The sequence below is a fragment of the Glaciecola sp. 1036 genome (assembly GCF_050306235.1).
Taxonomy (GTDB): Bacteria; Pseudomonadota; Gammaproteobacteria; order Enterobacterales; family Alteromonadaceae; genus Glaciecola.
Genome location: NZ_JBLWFH010000007.1, coordinates 1 through 24015, shown reverse-complemented (window position 1 = coordinate 24015; position 24015 = coordinate 1). Strand labels below are relative to the sequence as shown.

At 41.6% G+C, this 24015-nt stretch carries 21 protein-coding genes and 1 pseudogene; 17 read left to right on the top strand and 5 right to left on the bottom strand.

Going from position 1 to position 24015, the window contains the following annotated elements; all coding sequences use genetic code 11:
- Window positions 1-172: 172 nt before the first annotated feature.
- Window positions 173-628 (top strand): hypothetical protein, encoded by a 456-nt coding sequence (locus tag ACNKW3_RS11455; protein WP_427399434.1) that lies wholly within the window; start codon window positions 173-175, stop codon window positions 626-628.
- Window positions 629-729: 101 nt separating this feature from the next.
- On the opposite strand, the gene cadR is transcribed toward ACNKW3_RS11455, so the two are convergent.
- Window positions 730-1155, bottom strand: a complete 426-nt coding sequence (gene cadR, locus ACNKW3_RS11450) for a Cd(II)/Pb(II)-responsive transcriptional regulator (protein ID WP_427399433.1) — start codon at window positions 1153-1155, stop codon at window positions 730-732.
- A gap of 82 nt (window positions 1156-1237) precedes the next feature.
- Between cadR and ACNKW3_RS11445 the strand changes: the two genes are divergently transcribed.
- The 11 genes from ACNKW3_RS11445 to ACNKW3_RS11395 all read left to right on the top strand — a co-directional run bounded on the left by ACNKW3_RS11445 (window position 1238) and on the right by ACNKW3_RS11395 (window position 10760).
- The gene (locus ACNKW3_RS11445) at window positions 1238-1864 is read left to right on the top strand and encodes a cation transporter (RefSeq protein ID WP_427399432.1); all 627 of its coding nucleotides are present in this window, start codon (window positions 1238-1240) and stop codon (window positions 1862-1864) included.
- On the top strand, window positions 1861-2226 hold the full coding sequence (locus ACNKW3_RS11440; RefSeq protein WP_427399431.1) for a DUF3703 domain-containing protein: 366 nt from the start codon (window positions 1861-1863) through the stop codon (window positions 2224-2226). Before ACNKW3_RS11445 ends, ACNKW3_RS11440 begins: the two co-directional genes overlap by 4 nt.
- Window positions 2213-3124 carry a cation diffusion facilitator family transporter gene (locus tag ACNKW3_RS11435; protein ID WP_427399430.1) on the top strand — a complete coding sequence of 304 codons (912 nt, stop codon included), beginning with the start codon at window positions 2213-2215 and terminating at the stop codon, window positions 3122-3124. The genes ACNKW3_RS11440 and ACNKW3_RS11435 overlap by 14 nt, the downstream gene beginning before the upstream one ends.
- Before the next feature lie 19 nt (window positions 3125-3143).
- Window positions 3144-3521 (top strand): hypothetical protein, encoded by a 378-nt coding sequence (locus ACNKW3_RS11430; protein WP_427399429.1) that lies wholly within the window; start codon window positions 3144-3146, stop codon window positions 3519-3521.
- A gap of 70 nt (window positions 3522-3591) precedes the next feature.
- A complete protein-coding gene (locus ACNKW3_RS11425; protein ID WP_427399428.1) occupies window positions 3592-5019 on the top strand; it encodes a TolC family protein in 1428 nt (475 codons plus the stop codon).
- Window positions 5012-5959 (top strand): efflux RND transporter periplasmic adaptor subunit, encoded by a 948-nt coding sequence (locus tag ACNKW3_RS11420; RefSeq protein ID WP_420935947.1) that lies wholly within the window; start codon window positions 5012-5014, stop codon window positions 5957-5959. The genes ACNKW3_RS11425 and ACNKW3_RS11420 overlap by 8 nt, the downstream gene beginning before the upstream one ends.
- 60 nt (window positions 5960-6019) lie before the next feature.
- Entirely contained in the window at window positions 6020-9130 is a 3111-nt protein-coding gene (locus tag ACNKW3_RS11415; protein ID WP_427399427.1) for an efflux RND transporter permease subunit, read from the top strand.
- A gap of 258 nt (window positions 9131-9388) precedes the next feature.
- Window positions 9389-9790 carry an Hg(II)-responsive transcriptional regulator gene (gene merR, locus ACNKW3_RS11410; protein ID WP_136251543.1) on the top strand — a complete coding sequence of 134 codons (402 nt, stop codon included), beginning with the start codon at window positions 9389-9391 and terminating at the stop codon, window positions 9788-9790.
- Window positions 9791-9849: 59 nt separating this feature from the next.
- Entirely contained in the window at window positions 9850-10194 is a 345-nt protein-coding gene (locus tag ACNKW3_RS11405; RefSeq protein WP_427399426.1) for a mercuric transporter MerT family protein, read from the top strand.
- Window positions 10195-10225: 31 nt separating this feature from the next.
- Window positions 10226-10501 carry a mercury resistance system periplasmic binding protein MerP gene (gene merP, locus ACNKW3_RS11400; protein ID WP_427399425.1) on the top strand — a complete coding sequence of 92 codons (276 nt, stop codon included), beginning with the start codon at window positions 10226-10228 and terminating at the stop codon, window positions 10499-10501.
- A gap of 46 nt (window positions 10502-10547) precedes the next feature.
- Window positions 10548-10760, top strand: coding sequence for a GDCCVxC domain-containing (seleno)protein (locus ACNKW3_RS11395; RefSeq protein ID WP_427399424.1), 213 nt, complete (start codon window positions 10548-10550; stop codon window positions 10758-10760).
- Between the two features lie 119 nt (window positions 10761-10879).
- On the opposite strand, the gene ACNKW3_RS11390 is transcribed toward ACNKW3_RS11395, so the two are convergent.
- Window positions 10880-11269 carry a MerR family transcriptional regulator gene (locus ACNKW3_RS11390; protein WP_427399423.1) on the bottom strand — a complete coding sequence of 130 codons (390 nt, stop codon included), beginning with the start codon at window positions 11267-11269 and terminating at the stop codon, window positions 10880-10882.
- A gap of 68 nt (window positions 11270-11337) precedes the next feature.
- Between ACNKW3_RS11390 and ACNKW3_RS11385 the strand changes: the two genes are divergently transcribed.
- Window positions 11338-13377: a TonB-dependent receptor plug domain-containing protein gene (locus ACNKW3_RS11385; protein ID WP_427399422.1), complete on the top strand. Its 2040-nt coding sequence runs from the start codon at window positions 11338-11340 to the stop codon at window positions 13375-13377.
- A 343-nt stretch (window positions 13378-13720) separates the two neighbouring features.
- Here ACNKW3_RS11385 and ACNKW3_RS11380 read toward each other — a convergent pair whose 3' ends face one another.
- Complete coding sequence (locus ACNKW3_RS11380; RefSeq protein ID WP_427399421.1) at window positions 13721-15226, bottom strand: tyrosine-type recombinase/integrase; 1506 nt, start codon at window positions 15224-15226, stop codon at window positions 13721-13723.
- A 94-nt stretch (window positions 15227-15320) separates the two neighbouring features.
- Here ACNKW3_RS11380 and ACNKW3_RS11375 point away from each other — a divergent pair.
- Window positions 15321-15440, top strand: a pseudogene (locus ACNKW3_RS11375) (PhoH family protein); the annotation flags it as partial.
- A gap of 22 nt (window positions 15441-15462) precedes the next feature.
- On the opposite strand, the gene ACNKW3_RS11370 reads toward ACNKW3_RS11375, so the two are convergent.
- Window positions 15463-15990 carry a nicotinate-nicotinamide nucleotide adenylyltransferase gene (locus ACNKW3_RS11370; protein ID WP_427399420.1) on the bottom strand — a complete coding sequence of 176 codons (528 nt, stop codon included), beginning with the start codon at window positions 15988-15990 and terminating at the stop codon, window positions 15463-15465.
- Between the two features lie 136 nt (window positions 15991-16126).
- Here ACNKW3_RS11370 and nadE point away from each other — a divergent pair, with 136 nt between their 5' ends.
- The 3 genes from nadE (at window position 16127) to ACNKW3_RS11355 (ending at window position 21941) form a co-directional block, all read left to right on the top strand.
- Window positions 16127-18256 (top strand): NAD(+) synthase, encoded by a 2130-nt coding sequence (gene nadE, locus ACNKW3_RS11365; RefSeq protein ID WP_427399419.1) that lies wholly within the window; start codon window positions 16127-16129, stop codon window positions 18254-18256.
- Window positions 18257-18375: 119 nt separating this feature from the next.
- Entirely contained in the window at window positions 18376-19644 is a 1269-nt protein-coding gene (locus tag ACNKW3_RS11360) for an ABC transporter substrate-binding protein (RefSeq protein ID WP_427399418.1), read from the top strand.
- 14 nt (window positions 19645-19658) lie between these two features.
- Window positions 19659-21941 (top strand): response regulator, encoded by a 2283-nt coding sequence (locus ACNKW3_RS11355; protein WP_427399417.1) that lies wholly within the window; start codon window positions 19659-19661, stop codon window positions 21939-21941.
- Between the two features lie 190 nt (window positions 21942-22131).
- Here ACNKW3_RS11355 and ACNKW3_RS11350 read toward each other — a convergent pair whose 3' ends face one another.
- Window positions 22132-23949 (bottom strand): hypothetical protein, encoded by a 1818-nt coding sequence (locus tag ACNKW3_RS11350; protein ID WP_427399416.1) that lies wholly within the window; start codon window positions 23947-23949, stop codon window positions 22132-22134.
- Window positions 23950-24015: the final 66 nt, after the last annotated feature.

The window sequence follows — 24015 nt, the reverse complement described above, 5'->3', positions numbered from 1 at the left end:
ATTCATGGCTTAATTTTTAATTTAAAGTGACCCAACGTGAAACACTATGTAAAAGAGCGGAACTGACAAATTTGTAATGCAACTGTAATCTAGCCGTTATGATTTTACGCGGTATATAATTTAAATTTCTGACTGGAATCTTTTTAATCTGTGCGGGATATCGAGAGTTAGTATGAAAATAGAAAGTGTAAGAGATATTTTAGAGTGGACCATCGATTTCCACAAACAACTAGCAAGCTGCCTCACGCATTGCGAACCAAATAATTCTGAGCGCTCAAAAATGGCAATGCAATATTTGATTGCTCATGAGGAGCACTTAGCAGCGCTTATAAAATCATTTTCAGTAAAAGCGGAATCTGGAGAGTTGGAAACGCTCTTTATAGAATATTTGGAGAAGAATCCGATTGTCTTGCACGACCACTGCGACGGTGCATTTGAACAAAAAACAGATTCAGAGATTGCAGCAATCGTAATTGAACAACATCAAGAAGTGATAGCACTTTATTCTTATCTAAGAGAGCAGGCTGTAATCCCTCATCATAAAGAACTTTTGGACAACTTACTGGCACTGGAAAATCAAGAAATTGTGCGGATGGCTCAAGGATTAAATAGATTTCAGGATATTTAATTTTATAACCCAATCGGTAAAACTAGCGTTTCATTGGAAATACTATTTATTGTGAGGCAACAACTTGTTATACCGTTCGCTAGCGAACGAGTCATTGAGGCTCAGTCATTACGTTTTGTAGGGCAGTGCGAATCTACAATACTATCTAACTGATGCAGTACACCGCATTCCTTGATTTTTTTGTCATCATCACAAGCGGCACGCATGGATTGCAGTGTTTTTTGTAGAGCGTTTAACTCAGATATTCGATGCTCAATATCATCAATGTGTTTGTCAATCGTAGCATTAACACTTTCGCAACTGCTCTCTGGGTTAGCTCGTGTTTCTAGTACTAAACTAATTTCTTCAATCGTCATATCGAGCGCACGGCATTGCTTAATAAACAGCAACTGCTTTAGTGCTTCGTCCGAATAACTTCGATAATTCGATTGCGTGCGCTCTGGTGCTGCTAACAACGCCTTTCGTTCATAAAAGCGAATAGTTTGAATACTTAGGCCTGTTTTATCTGCTAACTGTCCTATTTTCATTTTTCTTTACCTGACGCGCTTGACTCTATACCAAGTATAGAGTTTACACTTGTGTCATGAGTCAGTAAAGCGAGTGTTTTTTATGAGCGGGTGTGGGTGCGACATTGAAATCAAAGACCAAGAACAAAAAAGGGTGTTGTATTGGTTGTTAGGCATTAATGCCGTAATGTTCGTCGTTGAAATGAGTGTAGGCTTATTGGCTGACTCAACAGCGCTTATTGCAGATTCGTTGGATATGCTAGCAGATGCGGTCGTGTATGGTATTGGTATTTATGCAGTGGGCAAAACCATTATTCATAAAGCAAACGCGGCAAAAATTAGCGGCTATTTTCAATTAATACTAGGCCTCATTATTTTATTTGATATTGCTCGTCGTTCGATATTAGGCAGTGACCCAGAGTCATTGTTAATGATAGGGATGGGTTTTGTTGCCTTAATCGCCAACGTCATATGTTTATTAATCATTAGAAAACAGAAGAGCGGCGAAGTACATATGCGAGCGAGTTGGATTTTCTCTGCGAATGACGTCATTGCCAACATGGGCGTAATATTAGCAGGCGTGACGGTTTACTTATTTGACACTCGCTGGCCCGATTTAGTGATTGGCCTTATTGTGTCTATCATCGTTTTACGCGGTGCAATTTCAATATTAAAAGACGCTAAACAAGAGCTTCGTGATAACAGTCAATCTGCCGGAGAAGCATTATGAATTTCACTCAAGCAGCACAACCCTATGTAGATAAAAAACTAAGAGATGCACAACATGCGTTTTTACATCAAGATGATGAAGCAGGATTTAAAGCTTTAGAAGATGCACATGTGATTGGACAGCACTCTACTTATCACCATACCCGAGTGCATTATAAAATGCTGAAATTTGGATTAAAACACAAGGACATGAAAGAAGTATTCGGGCAAATATTTAGAATAATGGGTGCCTTAACGAAAACAGCGATAGGCTTGCTTCCAGACGGTAACACGGGTGGTGCAAATGTTAGCCCATTCAAGCCCATGCCAGTTTCGTCTGCAAATAAATCAATCTTGGATAAGATTAGACATGCACAGTCATAATCATTCACATAGTCATTCACACTCGCATGAAAATTCAAAGGATGCGTCAAAACGCATCGGTTGGGCATTCTTCTTAAATGTGGTGTTCACCATTATTGAATTTATTGGTGGTTGGCTAACCAATAGCACCGCTATTATGGCAGATGCAGTGCATGATCTAGGCGATAGTTTGTCAATTGGCACAGCGTGGGGATTGAACAAGCTTAGCGACAAAGATGCTAATCAAACGTTTTCATATGGCTACAAACGCTTTTCTTTATTGGGCGCATTAATTAACGGTTTAGTGCTCACGGTGGGCTCGATTTGGATATTGTTTGAAGCGATACCTCGTTTGGCAGAGCCTGAAATGCCCCAAGTTGAAGGGATGTTAGCATTATCGATTTTTGGTATGGCAGTAAACGGTTTTGCCGCTTATAAACTAAGTGAAGGAACGTCATTAAATGAACGCGTGCTTAATTGGCACTTGTTAGAAGACGTGCTCGGTTGGGTGGCCGTATTTATTGTATCGATCGTCTTAATGTTTAAGCCATGGGCGATTTTAGATCCCATCCTGTCCATTGGCTTTACTTTGTTCATTCTCTTCAATGTGTTTCGTAACCTAAAAGAAACCCTGATGTTGTTTTTACAAGCAACACCAGATGAGGAGCAAATGTCAAAAATCCGAAACGACTTGCTTGCAAACGATAAGGTAAGCGACCTCCATCATTTTCATATTTGGTCTTTAGACGGCGAGCGAAATGTCATGACAGTCCATCTTGTTTTACAGGGTGAGGTGAACATTGAGCACATCCAAACATTGAAGCATAGCGTACAAACATCATTAGCAAAGTACGACTTTGAACACACTACAGTCGAAATAGAATTTGCCGATGAACAATGTCGTGACGAAGTGAAATAGACTTGGTAGACTCGCGCTCATGAAAAATTTAAAATGTATAAGTTACATCATGATCTCGCTGATACTCTTTCAGTCGTTTTCTGCTGTGGCGAATTCCTTAGATTTTCATGCCATCGATACTCAACATTTGCAACATGAACACCAGCATTCAGAGCACAATCAAGCTTCAAACGATATGCCAACTAAAGCGCTTGGTGAGTCAGCAAAAGCAGACCACCACAACCCTGCCGATTGCCACCATTGTGGCCACTGCCACGGTACGCATGCACAGTGGTTAGGTCAGCACAACATCAACAATCTACAAGCTGTGGTATCTATTCACAATTTTAATTATTTGGATGCGATTATCGACGCACCCATCAACCGATTACTACGCCCACCCAAAACACCATCCTAATATCGCTTTCGATAGTGTCGCGCTAAAAAGCTTGCGACGCTGAATATTGATAAATTATTAGGATACTCTAATGAAAATGTTTCATATTTTTGTGCATGCACGCGCCATTACGTTTGCTTGCGCATTGGGCTTAACGTTTAGCCCACTTACCGCTCAAGCGGTACAAACTAATCGCTATATAGATGATGGTGTTCAAGCGCCTGTGCGAGAAACGCTGAACCTTGAAGATACGGTAAGACTTACACTTGCCAATAATCCAAGTTTATATGAGTTTGAATTTAGACAGCGAGTAATTGACGGCGAATCAAAAACCGCCGCGCTTAAACCCGCACTGAACGCTGGGATTGAACTAGAGAACTTTATGGGAACCGGCGAGGTGTCGGGCATTAAGGAGCTTGAAGTCAGTTTGACCTTGTCATCTGTACTACAGCTCAACGACAAGCCTAGCGCGAGGTTGAATGTACTCTCTGAGCGTAAAATACAACAAGAAGTGGAAAAGAAAATACGCACATTAGATGTCCTCGGCGAGCTGAATCGTCGTTACATCAAAGCACTCGTATTGCAGGCCACCTTAGACGTGCAAAACGACGCACAGTCGCTTGCACTCTATACCTATAACGCAGTTGCTAAGCGGGTTGATGCAGGCGCGTCACCATTGCTAGAGCAAAAACGCGCCCAAGCCGCGCTAGCCCAAGCAAAACTCGATGTTAAATTAGCTCAAGAAAGTCTTCAATTTGCAATGCGCAGTCTTGCCATCATGTGGGGCGAACAAACGCCCACTTTTAAGCGAGTGGAAGGTCAACTTTTTGCGTTTCAAGACATTGGCTCATTTGAGACGCTTTCGACCGCTATCCAAAGCAGTCCGCATATAGACCTGTTTGCAAAACAAAGCCGCGTTCAAGCGGCGCAGCTTAGATTAGTGCAAGCCAATAATCGAGCTGACATTGAATGGACGGCGGGTGTTCGACGAATACAAGGTATTGATGAAACTGCTCTAATAGCCGGGATCAGCATGCCATTGTTTCAACAAAAACGAAATCTAGGCGAATACGAGGCGCAAAAGGCACGCCTTGATGCAATAGAACTGCAAAAACAGAGCAATGTGCAAAGTTTATTGCATTCAGTTAATCAGGCCTTAGGGGAGCACACTCGTGCATTACTAGAGGTCGACGCTATTCAACAAACCGTCATACCGCCTCTTACAGAAGCCTTAGATTTAGTCGAAAGCGCTTATTTAGATGGCAGATTTAGCTATTTGGAATGGGTATCTACTCGACAAGAATTCTTAAATACGCGCCTGACATTAATCGAGGCGGCGTCTCAAGTGCACCTAAGCAAAACAGAAATTGAAACGCTTACCGGTCTTGCACTTAAGGCTCCACTAGCCGGCACTGCAAAAACTGATACTGCAAAGAGCAATGCTTCCAAAAAGCTAGAGCACAACATCACTATGCAGCAGCCATCAAACATTTCGATAAGAAGCAACGATCATGAATAAATTTACTCAATTAAAAACATTCACAATATTAAAAGCACTCGTTTTAAGCGTCACGCTAATGATGATACATGGGACGGTAATCGCAGGGGACAAACACACAGGTAGTGATTCTCATGAGGACGATAAACACGCTGGTGAAGTCGTTACGATGAGTGATGAGACGGCTATGCAAAATGGGATTACCACCACAAATGTCATCGCTGGCGACATATCACTTTCGACCACACTCTATGGCCGAATAAGCGCAGATCCGAGTTCATTGAGTCATATCAGAGCGCGTTTTGACGGTGTGATCAAAGATGTCAAAGTTAATATTGGCGACACAGTTAAAAAAGGAGATGTTTTAGCAGTCGTAGAATCAAATGAGAGCTTAAAAAGCTACTCGATTGTTTCTCCCTTTGATGGCAACGTAATAGCGCGGCATGCCAATAATGGTGAGTTATCAAACGGACAAGTACTGTTTTCATTAGCAAACTATAAGAATGTGTGGGCACAGTTAACCGTGTTCTCGCAGCACCTCGGCAAAATTAAGGTAGGACAAGCTGTTGAATTAAGACATGCAAACTTTGAACAGCTATCTGAAATTGCTTATCTGACGCCATCTGCCAATGGCAGTCCGCATTCGCTTGCCAACGTCACTGTGGATAATAGCAGTGGCTATTGGCCATTAGGCACTTTAGTAAAGGCGCAGGTAACCACCGCCACTAAGGCCGTAAGTCATATGGTGCCTGTTACTGCCGTGCAAGAGTATGAAGACAAGCAAGTGGTATTTGTTAGTTATGATAATGAATATAAACCACGCCCCGTGCAGCTTGGTGTGACGGATGGTCGCTTTATTGAAGTCATCAGCGGCATTGAATTAGGTGAGCTTGTTGTGGTTACCAATAGTTACCTGATCAAAGCGGATCTGGAAAAATCGGAGGCCGGTCATGACCATTAATGCCTCAATTCAATCCGAATATACATGTTTGCTACTGCAAGGCTTTAAAGGAGGCTTAACATGCTAGCTTCCATTATTCGCACAGCAATAGACAGGCGCGGTATATTTTTGATGCTGAGTTTTTTAGTCATTGGTTTTGGCTTATTTAGTTATCAAAAACTGCCTATTGACGCAGTACCCGACATCACCAATGTCCAAGTACAAATTAATACACAAGCAACTGGTTATTCGCCGCTTGAAACTGAACAACGCATCACCTTTTTGGTAGAAAACGCTCTAGCGGGTATACCAAACTTGGATTATACCCGTTCACTATCTCGTTATGGCTTGTCTCAAGTGACCGCCGTATTTGAAGAAGGCACCGACCTGTATTTTGCCAGAAACCTCATTAATGAGCGCATAGGCATTATTAAAAGTCAGCTACCAGAGGGTATTGAGCCAGAGATGGGACCGATTGCCACTGGTTTAGGTGAAATCTACATGTACACACTCAGCTCTGAGCCGGGCACATTAACATCCGATGGCAGAGACTTTGATGCGATGGCTTTAAGAGAGTTGCATGACTGGGTGGTAAAGCCTCAACTCGCTCTAGTAAAAGGTATCACCGAAGTTAACGCCATTGGCGGCTTTACCAAGCAATATCATGTGAATCCTGATCCTCAACGTATGCTTAATTATAGTGTGAGCACTGACGATCTGCTGCGGGCATTGGAGCGCAATAATGCCAACCAAGGTGCGGGATATGTTGAACGCAACGGTCAACAAATACTGGTGCGCTCTCAAGCGCAACTGGCCACAATTGAAGATATAGGTAATGTAGTGGTAACACTCACTAATCAATCTCCAGTGACCGTCAACGATATTGCCGAAGTGGCTATTGGTAAAGAGCTTCGAACGGGGGCTGCAACACGAGAGGGTAAGGAAACCGTCTTAGGCACTGCGATGATGCTCATTGGTGAAAATAGTCGTGCTGTGGCCTTGGCAGTGGCTGACAAAGTGGATGAAATCCAAGCTAGCTTGCCCGACGGTGTGGTAATAGAAACTGTCTACGATAGGACCGCACTGGTTGATAAAGCCATCAACACCGTTCGCAAAAACCTTGTTGAAGGCGCATTACTGGTGATTGTGGTGTTGTTTCTGCTGCTTGGCAACATAAGAGCAGCCATTATTACCGCCGCTGTGATACCGCTGGCGATGCTCGCCACAATAACAGGGATGGTGCAAACAGGCGTTAGCGCAAACTTAATGAGCTTAGGGGCACTAGACTTCGGGTTAATTGTGGATGGTGCAGTCATTATTGTTGAAAACTGTATCAGGCGATTAAGTGAAGCGCAGAGGCGAACCGGCTCAGTGCTGCCCATCAAGGAAAGGCTCGAAGTTGTGTATGAAGCAACCAATGAGGTTATACGGCCGAGTCTGTTTGGCGTGATGATTATTACAATCGTGTATATCCCCATTTTCAGTTTAACAGGGGTAGAAGGGAAGATGTTTCACCCGATGGCAGCCACCGTCATCTTGGCATTACTTGCTGCGATGGTGTTCTCAATCACTATTGTGCCAGCAGCCGTTGCGATGTTTATGTCGGGTAAAGTCAGTGAAAAAGAGAGCCCTATTATAGTGGGGGCGAAATCGGTCTATCGTCCTGTTCTGTTATGGGCGCTTAAGCTACGTTGGTTGGTAATAGGCTCAGCGACATTATTGGTCGTTGTGAGCGTTTGGCTAAGCATGCGTCTTGGCTCTGAATTTATACCTCAACTCGATGAGGGTGATATTGCCTTGCACGCTATGCGAGTGCCCGGCACTGGCATTGAGCAGGCTGTGGATATGCAAAAAAGGCTTGAAGACGTCATTATGCAGTACCCACAAGTAAGCACTGTCTTTGCTAAAACCGGCACGGCAGAAGTTGCCACAGATGCGATGCCGCCTAATGTGACCGATACGTTCGTGATGTTGAAACCTATCGACCAATGGTCAGATCCTACTTTATCCAAAGCCGAATTTGTCGAGCAAATGGAGCGTGAGCTTCAAAGCGTACCCGGCAATAACTACGAGTTTACTCAACCTATACAAATGCGGTTTAACGAATTAATTAGTGGCGTGAGAGCTGACTTAGGCATAAAGATTTATGGTGATGATTTAAATAAACTGCGCGATTCGGCCGGTGATATATTAGCGGTACTGCAAGATATACCCGGCGCTGCGGATGCACGCGTTGAGCAAGTTGATGAAATTCCCATCTTTACCGTGAATCCCAAACCTTATGCTTTAGCGCGTTATAATTTGGATATCACTGACCTGCAAACATGGTTAAGCGCATCGGTTGGCGGCAAAGAAGCAGGCTTGATATTCGAGGGCGACAGGCGATTTGAGATAGTGGTGCGCTACTCAGAGGATATTCGCAATAATCTTGACACGCTAGGCAGCATACCTATTATGACAAGGGATGGTAATTATGTGCCGATAGCAGAGGTTGCAACGCTAGAATATGCCAGTATACCCAGTCAAATCAGCCGAGAAAACGCCAAGCGCCGTATTGTGGTTACTGCTAATGTAAGAGAGCGCGACCTAGGCTCGTTTGTAACTGAGGCAAAAATGCAAATTGCAGAAAATGTTTCATTGCCAAGTGGTTATTGGGTCGATTATGGCGGCACGTTCGAGCAGCTTGAAAGTGCGAGTCAACGATTGAGCCTTGTTGTCCCAGCAACGCTTTTCTTAATTCTTGCATTGCTAGTCATCGCCTTTGGCTCGGTGAAAGACGCTTTGATAATTTTCACTGGCGTGCCTTTAGCGTTAACCGGTGGGATTTTTGCGCTTTGGGTGAGAGACATGCCCTTGTCTATATCAGCAGGCATCGGTTTTATAGCGCTGTCTGGCATTGCTGTGCTTAACGGTTTGGTTATGTTGTCGTTTATCCGCCAAAGACTAGAAGAAACAGGAGAGTTAATTAATTCTATTGTTGATGGTGCATTAACACGCTTGCGGCCGGTACTGATGACGGCATTGGTTGCTAGCCTTGGTTTTGTGCCAATGGCGCTGAATGTCGGGACGGGAGCAGAAGTACAGCGTCCATTGGCGACAGTGGTCATTGGCGGAATAATTTCGTCTACTTTACTGACATTGATAGTATTGCCTGTTTTATATCGACTTGTGCACGACAGAAAACTTAAATAAAGGAGAAGAGAACGGCAGATGTATTTAAAAAAGACATCTGCCATGCTAACACTGTGATATCAGGCTCTATATAGGCGACTTTAGGGTGTGACTGAGCATGACGACCAAGGGGTTGTGTCGTTTATACCGTTCGCTTTTGTCGAATTGCCATCATCAGTTATTGTTGATGCTCGTGATGAATTTATGCAAACTCGGTATAAATTATGATTTGATGCTATTTTTTGTTTAGTAAGTGAGTCAAACTATTTAGGGCTTTATATGTACACAATAAGTAAACTCGCAAAAGAAGCAAATGTGGGTGTAGAGACTATTCGGTTCTATGAAAAGAAGGCCTTGTTGCAGCAACCGATAAAACCATCTCAAGGTTACAGACAATATACTCCGCAAGCACTTTCAAGGGTGTTATTTATCAAGCGTGCTCAACACTTGGGTTTTACGTTGGCTGAAATATCGTCATTATTAGTGTTAAGCAACAGCAATTGTGAGGAGGTGCAGTCTCTTGCTGAACATAAACTGGATGTTATTGAAGAGAAGTTGAAAGACTTAACGCGTCTTAAAGGCAGTCTTGAATCCCTCGTATCAGACTGTAAAAATAATTCGAATAACAAAATTTGTCCCATTATCGAATCACTCCAGCCATCAAATAAAACTAACACTTGACTCCGTACCTAAGTACGGGAGTTATGCTTTAGACAGTTTGAATAAAATTGCTTAATAACATGGTAAAAAGTAGTCAGGTATCTATCTTAGGAGGTCTTGCCGCGGCAATCGGTGCAAGTGCATGTTGCGCGGGGCCGCTTGTACTTCTTTTGTTGGGCATTAGCGGAACGTGGATCAGCTATTTAACGCTTTTAGATCCTTATCGACCTATTTTCATTTTTGCCGTAGTGGTTTTATTTGGATTAGCTGGGTGGAAAACTTATCGCCCATTGAAAGAATGTGCGGAGGGTGAGTTGTGCGCGAGCCCTAAAGTAAGAGCGCGGAGAATAGTAATTTTTTGGTCTACCGCGCTGTTGGCTTTTCTTTTTGTCACCAGTAACTACTGGATTATATGGTTAGTATAGCTACTATCACTGAAATTTAATCGGAGAAAAAATGAAAAAATTATTATTCACGTCATTATTGTTAGTCAGCAGCACCGTAGCATTTGCTAAAGATATAACCGTTACTTTAGAAGTGCCGTCAATGGATTGTGCTACATGCCCAATAACAGTGGAAAAAGCACTAGAGCGTGTAAAAGGTGTAAAAGAAGTGGATGTTACATTCGAAAACAAACTGGCTGTCGTGATATTTGACGACGAAGTTACTAGCCCTGATACGCTAACCAAAGCAACAGAGAATGCTGGTTTCCCTTCAAGAATAAAATCTTAACTTACTCTCGAATCGCTTTTTTTAATCAAATTGGGAGCACTATCATTTGTCCGAAATAGAGCTTTTATCAACAATTACATGTCCTAAATGCAATCATAGCCAACTAGAGGAAATGCCAACCACTGCATGTCAATTTTTCTATGAATGCACTCATTGCAAATCAATACTGAAACCTCTTAGGGGAGACTGCTGCGTTTATTGCTCATATGGAACAGTGAAATGCCCGCCAATTCAAAAAGGTAACTGTTGTTGCGAGTAAAAGATGCAGAGAGTAGTTTATTACTTGCATTTTCTGACATTTCACTAAATGTTCGCGCTCTCGTGACTCATCACTTAGAAACAACATAAACCAAAGTCACTTCGTGTTATCAGACTGAGCTAATTTGATTGCAACTGATGCAGTATCGAGCATCCTTCAACAGTATGATTGTTGCACGATGATGCAAGTGACGCTAATGACTTTTCTAACAGGGCGAGCTCTTTCTGAGCCTCCTGAATGCGAATAAGTTGATTTTGAATCATCTCGTCGATAAAGGCGCAAGAAGCGTTTGGATTTTTCTGAACATCGAGCAGGCGCTTTATATCGATAATAGGAATATTAAGCTCTCTACAACGCCTTATAAACACAAGCGTTGCGATATCTTTTTTATCGTAATGCCTGTATCCACTTTCACCTCTTTTAGCTGGCAATAGCAGATTGACTTGCTCGTAATAACGAATTGTTTTAGCACTCACATTTGTAGCTTTCGCTAATTCGCTGATTTTCATGTTGACCTTCCAGTTACTGTAAGCTTTATAGTTATTGTACATTAACAATCTTGAATTGGAGCAGTTTTATGTTTTCGTTATCACGCATCGCCTCGCTAGTTATCTTGTTTACGTGTGCATTTGAGGCCATTGCCGGTCAAAAGTTAGTGATGGCGTCAAACGCCAAAGAACCCGCTCTAAGGTCTGGCAGCATGCTTAGCGAAAACAACGATTTGCAGCAAGAAGATGACGATGATGATGAAGACGTCGAGAAAATTATTGTACAAGCAACCCGATCAGGTCGGATTGCAGACGAACAACCAATGCGAGTAGAGATAATTAACCGTGAAGAGATAATGGAAAAATCAACCATGCGCCCAGGGAATATATCTATGCTTGTTGCAGAGACAGGAGGTGTGCGCGTTCAGACAACTTCACCCGCTCTTGGCAGCGCAAATATTCGTCTACAAGGCCTTTACGGGCGATACACTCAGTTACTTGCAGATGGATTACCTCTGTATGGAAATCAAGCTGCATCTATCGGCATATTACAGATCCCGCCTACTGATTTAGGGAGGGTTGAAATAATCAAAGGATCCGCATCTTCTTTGTATGGCGGCTCGGCCTTAGGTGGCGTTATTAATCTTGTCTCTAGACGGCCAGGCGAAGAGTTTAATGGAGAGACTATCGTTAATCTAACTACCCGTGACGCCCAAGATGTCACGGCGTACATAGAAGCTCCTTTATCAACAGCACTGAAAGCCTCCTTAACCGCAGGCGCTCACCACCAAAAAAGTGTCGATATTGATAATGACGATTGGATAGACTTGGCTGGGTATGAGCGCTACACCGTTCGCCCTAGATTATTTTGGAACGGGGACGAGGGTGAAAGTCTGTATTTTACTGCTGGTTATATGACCGAAAACAGAAGAGGGGGGACTGTGGATGGCGGTGTGGTCGCAGATGGTAACGCTTTTGAACAAACGCAGGATTCAAAGCGTTACGACAGTGGTTTGGTTTTTAGCATGCCCTTAGGGGACACTTATACCTTTTCAACTAGAGCTTCAGCCATGGTGCAAGAGCATAAGCACCTTTTTGGTGATGTTATTGAAGACGACAAACACGAAAGTTATTTATTAGAGAGTAGTTTGTCTGGTTATACCGATAGAAGCGATTGGGTAGTTGGTCTAGCGTATTTGTCTGATATTTATAAATCGGATACGTTTCCTACATTCGACTACTCTTACGAGGTGCCAAGTCTATTTGCGCAAGTTGACTATGAAATGACCTCTAAATTAACGACTTCTGTTAGCGCTAGAGTTGATGAACACAGTGATTTTGGTACCCAGTTAAGCCCAAGGGTTTCGCTACTGTATCGACCTGGCGATTTGACGATTCGAAGCTCTTACGGGCAAGGCTATTTCGCACCTACCCCATTCGTAGAAGAAATTGAAGCCGCAGGGTTATCTAGGTTGGCACCCATCCAAGGCTTGGTAGAAGAACAAGCAGAAACAGCGTCGCTGGACTTTACCTATACCTACAACAATATAGAAACGAGCTTTACATTGTTTGGGTCAAATGTTGAAAACGTAACAGAGTTAGAAGCTTTTTCGTCTCAGGAAAATATGACGCTAGACCGAGTGAGACTCGTTAATGCAGATGGAGAGAGTCAAATTCGTGGGTCGGAAGTGTTAGTACGATATTATTGGCACGATATTAAACTGACTGCTAGCTATCTTTACTTAGATGCTACTGAACAAGCTGCTGCCGACGGAGACAGACAAAAAATTGCACTCACACCGCAGTATTCAGCAGGTTTTGTTGCAATGTGGGAGGAAGAAGATGAATTTCGAGTAGGGTTCGAAGCTTATTATACAGGTCCGCAACGCGTGAACGATAATCCGTTTATTGATGAGTCGGCCCCTTACTGGCACTTAGGGCTTATGGGAGAAATTACGGTTGGTAGTGCGAGTTATTTTATAAATCTGGAGAATCTTCTGGATATCAAACAAACTGATGAACATCCATTGCTATTGCCTGCAAGAGCACCAAGTGGTCAATGGACAACTGATATATGGTCTAGGAATGATGGGTTTATTGCAAATGCGGGGGTTAGGGTGTCGTTTTGACATCAGAGATGATTTGATAAGCAGATGTGTCTGACTTTGTAGACTATGCCAATGCTCGGCCTCGTAACGAAATATAACCGATTCTAACAAAGCCCAATTGACTTCATTATTTCTGATGAACTCAAACCCTTGGTTTCTGAACTGTTTAATAGCAACCCCTCGGTCATATTTAATGAGCTTTGGAATATAGTTTGCTAAATCCTTTAAACGCTGCGTTTGAGTAATGTAGCTTGTGGAATATCCTAATTTGTTTTCGGAAATATCTATTAAGGTTTTAGCATCATCGCCAACGCTTGATCTGGTAGGAATGCTGTTATATATGTGACACCTTTAATTCGCCTTTTCATTTCATTCCTCTTTTAGATCGTTTTGCATCATCCTCAATCTTCTTGTAAACATCGGAGTAGATATCAACTACCCAGGCCTCCATTGCACCGTGTTTCCCGAACCCACCACTGACCGCAAAATCAAGATACTTTTGCGTAGTGTCAAAGTTTTCATGAGACATCAACACGATTAGCCGCGCCTTAATTTCTTCTGGCTTATATCCCTTTTTAATCATTGCTATTGCAAAATATGTTGCGAATGTCGCACGCAAATCATGAAAAGTACGTTTTAATTCAAATTGATTTTTGGCTCTTAATTCAGTTCGAATCAGTCGTATATATGTACCCGGTGTTCCTCGCTCCATACGTTCACCCTCTTTGTTTATGAACAATGGCAGTGGGTGCTTTTCGTTATTAACACCGTACTTTGTTTCATGCTTTATACGTCTTTGACGGTATATGTCCGTTTGGGTGTAGTCCCAGAGGATTTGCATCAATGTAAGGGAAATCGTTAGATTTACCGTCTTAGAAAATTTTCTATTCAATTGAATTTTGAAAATCGCTCTTCCTGTGTCATTTGGATTGGTAAGATCACTGTAATCTAGGGAGATGACTTCAAAATCTCGTAGCCCCGCGAGTAGCGCACAGTTAATCATTGCTTTACATGTTGGGTTGGTATAGTGTTCTGAATTAAAAGCGTGAAACAACTCTGTGCTGTTAAATGGTTGTAGTTCTTTAATACCGTCTGGTGCTTTTTTTTGTTTGGCTGTTCTTGGAATCTTAAAGTTGCTAATGTACGCTTCGATTGCTTGTTTATAGTTGGAGCTAGAATCAAGTCCAGGGATTGCGAAAAACGACTGTAACCCATCCTTCTTCTTTACATTTATTCCTCGGAGCTTGTAGCTAAACGGTAGGTTGCGGACATCCCCTCTCAAGTACAAATAGACGTAGAACTGGACCAGATGACGACATATTCTGTTTGCAAGATTGTAGGAGTATTCATTACTTTCGACACATTGGGTCAGGTATTTTTGAAATCTCCAAATTGGCAAAATTGCTTTCGACTCATCTATGCTATTTACATCATAACTCTTTGGAACGGCATATACTTCTTCCAACGAGCATCCGTCCGCAATGATCCAATCCACAAATGCTTTTAAGTCTTTTGCTATGGTCTTGATAGCTTCAACTTCAACACCTTCACTTTTTTTCTTAGAGGTTAGATAGCCTGACGTATGAACATGTTTTTCCGTCTCGCTATCTCTGTTCTTTCTCAGTGAATACTCACCAGTGTAACGTTCAATCAAATATAAATTGAATGCTAAACATAAATCCAGTCTTTCTGTGCAACAAATTAGATGGAATTGTTCGACAATCCTGTTCTCTTGATAAATAACATTTCGAAGACTATGACCTTCAACTTGTTGCTCAATAATTTCTCCCTTTTGGTTTCTTTCGAAATATGGAATCCTGCCGATATTAATGTTCGTTTTAATAACTTGTGCTACGCTTGGAACTTTCATTACTACTCCACTTAAGAGGTAATAAACGGTAACGCAAATTAGTAAAATGTCAATTACGGGGTCGTGGTAACATTTTAATTACGGGGTAAATCCGTTGACCTCTGGTTTAACTTATTTGGTAGAAAAATTTAAATTCTTCTCAGGGAGTTCAACCGTAAGCTTAGACGGCGTAGTAAGAAGCCGTTTGGCGGAATTTGCTGAGAATGAACTCTAGTATCTTTAATCTCGAATGAGTACTAAAGGTATAATTTATATTGTTTAATGCGCTTTGCGACAGATGGGGTCACCAAGGCTGAAATGTCCTCATCTAGGCGTATCTTTCGACGAACCAGAGTGGAACGAATGGGTTTTCGCTCTGGTACTTCTATCAAGGACCATCGCTGAGTAATTTCATCAGCCTTATAGAATTTGTGCCAAATTTTTGCGTTATCTGGACCAATGGCGAAGAACAGCTCATCCTCAGGAAAAACACTTGTAGAAAGATGATGCAATAGATCATAGGTAAACACAGGGTGATCATCTTTTGAAATTGTGTCTTCAATGGGCAAGCTATCCACTCTTGGGTCATCTATATCAGCCACAAAATCAGCTAGTAAATCTTTACGATAGTTGTAATCTAACATTTGCTTATTAAATGCGTGACGAAAAGAGGGAATAAGTAACACGCGATCAAAATTGTGTTTATCGGACAATAAATGAGAAATGGCGTCTTCATGACCCTTAGTGGGTGGATTAAAAGCAGAACCAAAAATAACTAATTTCACGCAACCTCCAATTTCTCATTGGCAAGATACCGTTAATGTAAAGACTTATCAATAAATGCTCACCAACATTCAAGATGTACAAATTAGCCTTAACCCTATAATGTATTGTGTATACTAATAAAAGGTAAAAGTTTGTATGGCACATTACACGCGAATTGGCACTGTGGCCCTTCGACAGATTCCATTTGATTTTAACGGAAATGTTAAGCGCATTATGCAAGCATATGAACAAGCTTTGTCAGCGAATGTTAACTTGTTGCTGTTCCCTGAACTCGCCCTTACCGGATATGGCTGCGAAGATAACTTTACTTTTCAGGAATTCAACGATGCTGCGGAAGCTGCGTTAGCTAGAGTCATTCAGGGGATACAGCAATCTTGTAATCAAGACTCCGCTAACAATATGATAATGGCATTGGGTATGCCAATCATGTTCCCTGGTGGTCAGGTATTTAACGCCATCGCAGTTATTTCACAGCAAGGATTACATGGTTTTTCGTGCAAACAGTTTTTAGCGCGAAATGGCCTACATTACGAACCCAGGTGGTTTGAAGCCTGGCCTCGAAAAAAGGTCATGAATCATCCAAAATTTAATGTGCCCATGGGTGATATTGTTATTGACGCTATGGGAATACGCATTGGTTTCGAAACCTGCGAAGATTCTTGGATAAGCAACCGCCCTGGACGAGATTTATACCAACGAAATGTCGATGTTATTCTTAATCCAAGTGCCTCTCACTTTGCAGTGGGTAAAAATGCAATCCGAAAACAATTTGTTAGAGAAGGATCGAGAGCTTTTGGTGTCGCATATGCTTATGCAAATTTAAACGGGACAGAAAATGGCACCAGCATATTTGATGCTGGATGTATGATTGCCTCTGAAGGTGACATTAAGTCATTCGGCGAGCGTTTTCATGTAGCTGAAGTGTTAATCAATCATGTGTTAGTGAATATAAGTGCTAATCGGGTTTCACGAATCAATAGCAGTGAATCTATTGCCAATATAGATGAAAATATCATTTCCTTACCGATTAATATTTGTTTACAAAGTCAAGGGTTTAGCAAACAAAATAAAGCCGTTTATGACAAAAGTAGCAATAGTACTTTGGCTGATTTTTGGGCCTCCATGGATAAAGACGATTTAGATTATGCGGAAATCTGTTACGCCATAGGCAACGGCTTATGGGATTGGATGTTGAGGACCAAGACAAAAGGCTACATGGTAAGTCTATCAGGCGGGGCTGATTCTGGTTTAGTGGCTTGTTTGGTTTATTTTAGTCAATTAATAGCGATACACCAACTTGGGATAACCCGTTATAAATCTATCATAGATGCTGCATTAGAGGTCACAATAGACGATTCCAGGCACAATGATCCCGTAGCTTTGGTGCAGAATGAAGTAATGCCACATCTGCTATGGACTTTGTATCAAGGAACGGATAATAGTTCTGACACTACGTTCAACGCAGCTCAAGGCATCGCAAAAGAAATAGGCGCCAGATTTGAACAGTGGAATATTCAGCCTTTGGTATCTGCCTATAATGATTTGGTAAATAGCTTAACACCAGAAGACCCGTTAGGGTGGGAAAAGGACGATATTGCGTTGCAGAATATTCAGGCCAGAGCGCGAAGTCCGGGTGTTTGGATGTTAGCAAATCGGTCCAATAAACTACTTATTGCAACCTCAAATTTATCTGAATCTGCGTTAGGCTATGCCACCATGGATGGCGATACATCAGGCGTAATGTCGGCAATATCGGGGATTTCGAAATCACGAATTAGAAAGTTAAATTTATGGCTGGAAAATCAAGGACTACCAATCGCTAGTAGTAAGTTCGAGAAAACCCAGATTAAATTACCATCATTGAAGTTAATTAACCAGCAACAACCCACGGCTGAACTTCGTCCCGAAGCTCAAACAGATGAAGAAGACTTAATGCCTTATGACATCTGTGATTTTATTATGGACTGTTACCTGATTAAACAGATGTGGCCGAAAAGTATACTGGTAGAATTATTGATAGAAGGTTACGGTGACCGATACGCATTTTCAGAACTAGCAAGCTTTATACAGCGCTGGTTTACTTTTTTCTGCCGCAATCCTTGGAAACGCTATGGGATCAGAGCAGGCTTTCATATCGAGCAAATATCCCTTGATCCTAAAACTTTTCATCGATTTCCGTTATTAAACTCAGGATTCTCCGAACAGCTTCGCGAAATGTGGGATTACGTGGACGAACAAAAAGATACAAAAGATACAAAAGGTTAAGCAGAAGGAAATATGACCGATAACACTAAAGCCGATTGCAGTTTAATCAAACATTTAATCACTTAGTTCAAATTTGTTGAACTATACTAAAAAAAGCTGTTAAATGAGCGACATATAATATGACGAATTCTGTAACCCGAAGACACTTTCTTAAATCAATGGGCGCGGGTCTGGCCGCAACTGCTTGTATCAGTAAAGCGCCTTATGTATTTGCAAAACAAAAAGTTACCTTGAGGGTTATGGGAACTCATGTAACCCTGCAAGAAGAACTTCGTCAATTAGCGATGAAAGAGTTGGGTTTTAAGATAGAGTTCACGCCAATGGGGAGTGCTGCTGTTTTGCAAAAGGCTGCAGCTGATCCAATGTCCTTTGATCTCTATGAACAGTGGTCAGATTCTATTAATATTTTGTGGCAAGCTGAGGCAATTCAGCCCATAGACGTTGACCGGTTAACATATTGGGATGAAATAAATTCTCTTTCAAAGACGGGGACCTTGCAGCCAAATGGTAAAATTGCTGCGGGTGACTCACCACATAAACTCCTTTTCGTTCAACCGAATCAAAGACTTGGAAGCAGTCCTACCAAAGCAATTAGTTTTTTGCCCTATGTCCATAATGTGGACTCTTTTGGCTATAACACCCAATACATATCAAGAGGTACGTCCTATGAAACTGAATCTTGGGGGTGGTTGTTAGACGATAATTATCGTGGAAAAGTAGCCTTGGTGAATGCACCGACTATAGGCATATTTGATGCCGCTTTGGCCGTTCAAGCTAAAGGTCTAATGCAGTTTAATAACATTGGCAATATGACAATTGAAGAGATTGATCAGCTATTTTCAATTTTGTTAGCTAAAAAAAGGGAAGGGCATTTTGCTGGTTTTTGGACATCAGTGCCACAATCGGTTGAATTTATGAAAACCGATAGAGTGCGAATTCAAAGTATGTTCTCTCCCGGTGTAAGTTCATTAAAAGGACAGGGTGTTCCTGTAGTTTATGCGGCGCCAAAAGAAGGCTACCGAGCTTGGCATGGGGTAATGTGCATGTCGAAATATACGCAAGGCCATGTCAAAGATGCTGCCTATGATTATATGAATTGGTGGTTATCTGGGTATCCGGGGGCTTTTATCGCTCGTCAAGGTTACTACATCTCAAATCCGCAACGAAGTAAGCCTCTTATGACGCAAGCTGAATGGGATTATTGGTATGAGGGTAAAGAAGCAGCAACAATGTTAAAAGGAACCGATGGCAATATAGCGGTTCAGTCAGGGCAGACCCGTGATGGTGGTAGTTACTTTAAGCGTTTTTCCAATATAGCAGTATGGAATACAGTGATGGATAATTATGATTACAGCCTGGATAAATGGTATGAGCTTCTCAATGCCTAAGGTTTTTCGTTAGCATGATTTCAGTACGCTCTATAGCGACCAAAATTCTAGCAGGAACTGGGTTATTCGTAGTTGTAATGCTAATTGTATATATCATTTTGCTAGGACGATTACAGCAAATTGATAAATCGGTAACTAGCGTAGTTGCGATTTCGAATACCTCTGTTGAAATCCTTCAGATTAACCGGGAAATTGTTGAATTACAAAGAGACATTACTGTTTATAGTGGTTCTGGCAATCAAGTAATACTTGATAAAATCAAAGTCAAACACAAAGATATTGAAAAACGTGTATTAGCATTGGAAGGCTATGCACAAAGCGAAAAAAATAAAGACGTCATCGCTTCTATGAAAGCTTTGGTTGACAGGTATGGTGCCAATCTATCGGTAATGGATAGACGCTTTGCTACAAAAAATGCACTTATAGAAACTCAATTACCCCAACAGTATCAACAAGTGAAAGCGATATTTAACGAACTGCTAGATAAGGTATCTAGTAAAGATGACCAGCTCATTATTTTGGATGCATTAAATACTTGGCATCAAGTAAATTGGTCTGCAAATCTGTTTCTGGCAAAGAAGGAATATAGCCATAGAAAAAATGTACAACAAGGATTGGATAGATTCCAAGACCTCATTCAATTACTGAGCCCACAGTTTTCAAAAGATAACCAAGGATCAATTCAAGAGGTTATAGAAATATCTGAGTTGTACCAAACTACCTTTGCTCAAAGCGTTCAGGCAAATCGTAATTACCTTACGCTTATCAATGTAGTTATGGCAGGAGACGCCATAGAATTTAGCGCTTTGGCTGATATCCTTCGTCAACAGTCACTACAAGACTTAGTTAATATCAAGAACCAAAGTGAATCTAGTATTAAAGTAACGCAAACTGTACTTAATGCAATGGCTATCACCGCGTTGTTGTTATTTGTTGGCGTTACCTTATTTTTCCATTTACATATAACACAGGCAATTAAACGTTTGACTGAAAGTTTTAAAGGTTTCTTGGAAGGCGATTTATCTGCTGATATTCATGATTTAGCACGAAAAGATGAAATTGGAGTCTTAGCTTCCGCTGCTCATGAATTTAGAGAGTTAAGCGAAGCTTTTGTGGAGGCAAAGCAACAAGCTGAAGATACCTCAAAAATTAAATCCGAATTCTTGGCCAATATGAGCCATGAAATTCGAACACCTATGAATGGCCTATTAGGCATGGTCGCCCTATTGCAAAAAACCGACTTGGATCCCCATCAAAAGAAAATGTTAGATGTTGTCAATTCTTCTGGTAAAAACTTAATGGTCATTTTAAATGATATTCTGGATCTGAGTAAAATAGAGTCGGGGAAAGTCGAGTTTGAACAAGCGCCATTTTCAATTGACACCATGTTATTCGAGCTTCGTCATTTATATGAGCCACTAGCGAAAAGAAAGGGGTTAGTTTTGGTGGTGGGCAATAGTCTTCCCAAGGACATTCATAGAGTAATTGGTGATGTTACACGACTCAATCAGGTATTAATTAATTTAATAACCAATGCGATAAAGTTTACCCCCGAAGGGCGTGTAAGCATAGATGTAAAAGGTCAGCGCACAGAACAGAATGAAGCGAAGATTTTGTTTAGTGTTGAAGATACCGGGATCGGAATTTCTAAGCAGCACATTAGCACCTTATTTGAGGCTTTCAAGCAAGCAGACTCTACCATTACGCGAAGATTTGGCGGCACCGGTTTAGGATTGACCATATCCACCAAGCTATTGGATGCTATGGGCAGTGAGTTAAAAATAGAAAGCGAAGAAGATACTGGGTCGCGCTTTTTCTTTGAACTGACACTCCCGGTTGCGCCTGCACCGGAAAATCAAACGGAAAATGCCAAACAAGATGAAGCTACATCTTCTGAATTTTCGAATTTACGCGTTCTAGTAGTTGAAGACAACGAAGTCAATCAAATTGTACTCAGTGCATTCTTAGAAAGTCAGGGCGTAGGGCAAGTTGAAATCGCAGAAAATGGACTTGAAGCCTTAAAATTAACTGGACATCATTCCTTTGATTTAATTTTTATGGATATGCAAATGCCCGTTATGGATGGTATAGAAGCGACGGAGCAAATTCGCAAACTGCATCATTATTTAGGGGTACCCATAGTTGCGCTAACCGCAAATGTGTTACCTGAGGATCAGCAAAGGTGCATAGAGGCAGGTATGAACGATGTGCTAACTAAACCGGTAGAAGAGGAGCAGTTAGCACAAATGTTACGAAAGTGGTGTTCAGAAAAAATGACAGGACCAGATTCTCACTAGCCCCCTTGTTCACCTAATTTTCTGAGCTACAGAGCATTAAGTTAGGGTATGAATCTACTATCACACCCAGCGTCTGGAATTTTTCTGCAACGCCTTTTGTAGTGTGGCATTCAGGCTCTTTCCAGAAAAATTAGTTTTTGTGACTATTTTTCCTGAAAAGAGTATGGCTTGAAGCTATTTTCCAGAGATTTTACTCTGGTTCTTCGCTAGGCTCAAAGCCCAAGTACTCGATATCTTCGCTAATGCGTTTTAAAGAGCAATCGCTTGGCGTGTAAATGTACCTACTAGTGACTTCCATTAATTTTGCATCGTTGGCAAAACCCCGGCTGAACTGTTTTCTACAAAAACGCGAAAATACCAAAGACTTACCAAACTTAGATAGGTAGCTATCTAAGGTGTCTTTCCTAATAAACAAAGAAGAATTTCTATCAATGTTATGACTAAACGCAGCCAAGTCTTGGTTTTCATCGAGCCATCCACTGTCTTGATCCCAGCGAAGGTTCATCTTCTCAATTAAGTCAGGACAAGGCATATTGATAGAGCTTTGTTCAACATTGCTTGAGTAATCGTACTCCCACTCCCCACCTCTCAATAGTTGAATGCTAGAGAATATTCGCTGGTCATCTGAAATAGTCGTATCTTGTTCAGTAATACATTGTTTGAAAGCTGGGCTTCTAGGGTACTCCGCCAAGTAGACACGGTAGCAGTGGTCATTACTATGATTGTGGAGTTCGAATGTTTCAGTGTTGCTCGGTTCAACAAAATAGCCGTGATAGCTAGATATACTAAGGAAGCTTTCTGCGTCGAACGAGACGTCGTCCTCATCTCGTTTAGCGTGAACCTCTGAATAAAAACTCAAGTTAATCCACGTTGTACCGCTCTCGTCATTCAAGACAAGTACGTTGCTTGCAACGAAATAATCATCAGTCTGCAACCAATAGTTTACATTGCTTTCTGGCAGCTCAAGATCTTGTATTATTAGGTTTCTAAGAGGGTACTTTTGCTTTGATGACAAATCTCTTATATCTGATATATCAACCTTTCTAAGTTCTAACGACCAGAATCTATCAGAGGTTAATTGTGGCTCCCAACGAGATTGGGTCGTTGCTACATTGGCAGCCAACAGACCTATCAATCGATGAAAAGCAACCCAATAACATTTCTTGCCGATGGTTTCTGCATAGCCGGGTTTTGCTCTTCCTCTTCCATATTTATGAAGAGTTGCCAAGTCATGTTTGAGGGCGCCATTACCATATCCGGGATAGCCGATATATTCGGCTTCTCTCATAATCCAGCAGGAAATATTCTCAAGAGTTATGTTCTGTGATTGTAGGTCAAAGGCCCTAAGTCTTGGTTCAACTACATAGCGCCAAAAGTCAGGACCTAATTGATCACCCCATAGGCGCATGTTTGAGGGCAAATTTTCTAGTTTAAGCAAGGTCTGCACATCGCTTAGAATAGGCCATGTTAATGGCAAAGAAGGAGTTACATATTGATTTGATATTCTGTCTTCTTCAATCCCTAGTTTCACAAGCTCCTGCCTCAATAGCTGGGAGTGCTCGCGAATTAAAATGTTATTTGAACCGCTATTTGCTCTAATATATCTATTTAATGGCTGTACAAAGTCCTCAGCTGACTCAGGTGAAAGCAAGCAGGACGTATACATAGCCTGAATCAGGCTTTCAAGTATGTAGTCGTCGTCACATCCAGTAAACGTGTTTACTGCATGCTGGCATATCACAGGGTATTGTTTAAAAAGCAAGCCAAGGCATCTTGTTGCTTGATCTCTGACTCGTCGATCCGTAGCTGAACAACACCAAAGTAAAGCTGAGGATGCTAATTTATAACTTTCTTCGGGCCAATTGGTTGCTTCTATTTTCTCCAAAGCTTCAATTAGAAACCAAATTGCACTTTTCTTATTATATGACTCTGATAAGGCGACAGAAAGGTAGGTATCTCTTGATGGAGAGTCTTGTCGCCATTGAAAATCTTTGAACTGTAGTGGCATAGTTAGTTTGGCCACCTAACAAGAGATGGTATGCTGTTTAGCATATCAGGATTAGGTGACAAAAAT

What these genes read in the sequence shown, in the direction of transcription:
- ACNKW3_RS11455 (WP_427399434.1), top strand. Translation starts at nt 173, where the DNA reads ATGAAAATAGAAAGTGTAAGAGATATTTTAGAGTGGACCATCGATTTC.
- cadR (WP_427399433.1), bottom strand. Translation starts at nt 1,155, where the DNA reads ATGAAAATAGGACAGTTAGCAGATAAAACAGGCCTAAGTATTCAAACT.
- ACNKW3_RS11445 (WP_427399432.1), top strand. Translation starts at nt 1,238, where the DNA reads ATGAGCGGGTGTGGGTGCGACATTGAAATCAAAGACCAAGAACAAAAA.
- ACNKW3_RS11440 (WP_427399431.1), top strand. Translation starts at nt 1,861, where the DNA reads ATGAATTTCACTCAAGCAGCACAACCCTATGTAGATAAAAAACTAAGA.
- ACNKW3_RS11435 (WP_427399430.1), top strand. Translation starts at nt 2,213, where the DNA reads ATGCACAGTCATAATCATTCACATAGTCATTCACACTCGCATGAAAAT.
- ACNKW3_RS11430 (WP_427399429.1), top strand. Translation starts at nt 3,144, where the DNA reads ATGAAAAATTTAAAATGTATAAGTTACATCATGATCTCGCTGATACTC.
- ACNKW3_RS11425 (WP_427399428.1), top strand. Translation starts at nt 3,592, where the DNA reads ATGAAAATGTTTCATATTTTTGTGCATGCACGCGCCATTACGTTTGCT.
- ACNKW3_RS11420 (WP_420935947.1), top strand. Translation starts at nt 5,012, where the DNA reads ATGAATAAATTTACTCAATTAAAAACATTCACAATATTAAAAGCACTC.
- ACNKW3_RS11415 (WP_427399427.1), top strand. Translation starts at nt 6,020, where the DNA reads ATGCTAGCTTCCATTATTCGCACAGCAATAGACAGGCGCGGTATATTT.
- merR (WP_136251543.1), top strand. Translation starts at nt 9,389, where the DNA reads ATGTACACAATAAGTAAACTCGCAAAAGAAGCAAATGTGGGTGTAGAG.
- ACNKW3_RS11405 (WP_427399426.1), top strand. Translation starts at nt 9,850, where the DNA reads ATGGTAAAAAGTAGTCAGGTATCTATCTTAGGAGGTCTTGCCGCGGCA.
- merP (WP_427399425.1), top strand. Translation starts at nt 10,226, where the DNA reads ATGAAAAAATTATTATTCACGTCATTATTGTTAGTCAGCAGCACCGTA.
- ACNKW3_RS11390 (WP_427399423.1), bottom strand. Translation starts at nt 11,269, where the DNA reads ATGAAAATCAGCGAATTAGCGAAAGCTACAAATGTGAGTGCTAAAACA.
- ACNKW3_RS11385 (WP_427399422.1), top strand. Translation starts at nt 11,338, where the DNA reads ATGTTTTCGTTATCACGCATCGCCTCGCTAGTTATCTTGTTTACGTGT.
- ACNKW3_RS11380 (WP_427399421.1), bottom strand. Translation starts at nt 15,226, where the DNA reads ATGAAAGTTCCAAGCGTAGCACAAGTTATTAAAACGAACATTAATATC.
- nadE (WP_427399419.1), top strand. Translation starts at nt 16,127, where the DNA reads ATGGCACATTACACGCGAATTGGCACTGTGGCCCTTCGACAGATTCCA.
- ACNKW3_RS11360 (WP_427399418.1), top strand. Translation starts at nt 18,376, where the DNA reads ATGACGAATTCTGTAACCCGAAGACACTTTCTTAAATCAATGGGCGCG.
- ACNKW3_RS11355 (WP_427399417.1), top strand. Translation starts at nt 19,659, where the DNA reads ATGATTTCAGTACGCTCTATAGCGACCAAAATTCTAGCAGGAACTGGG.
- ACNKW3_RS11350 (WP_427399416.1), bottom strand. Translation starts at nt 23,949, where the DNA reads ATGCCACTACAGTTCAAAGATTTTCAATGGCGACAAGACTCTCCATCA.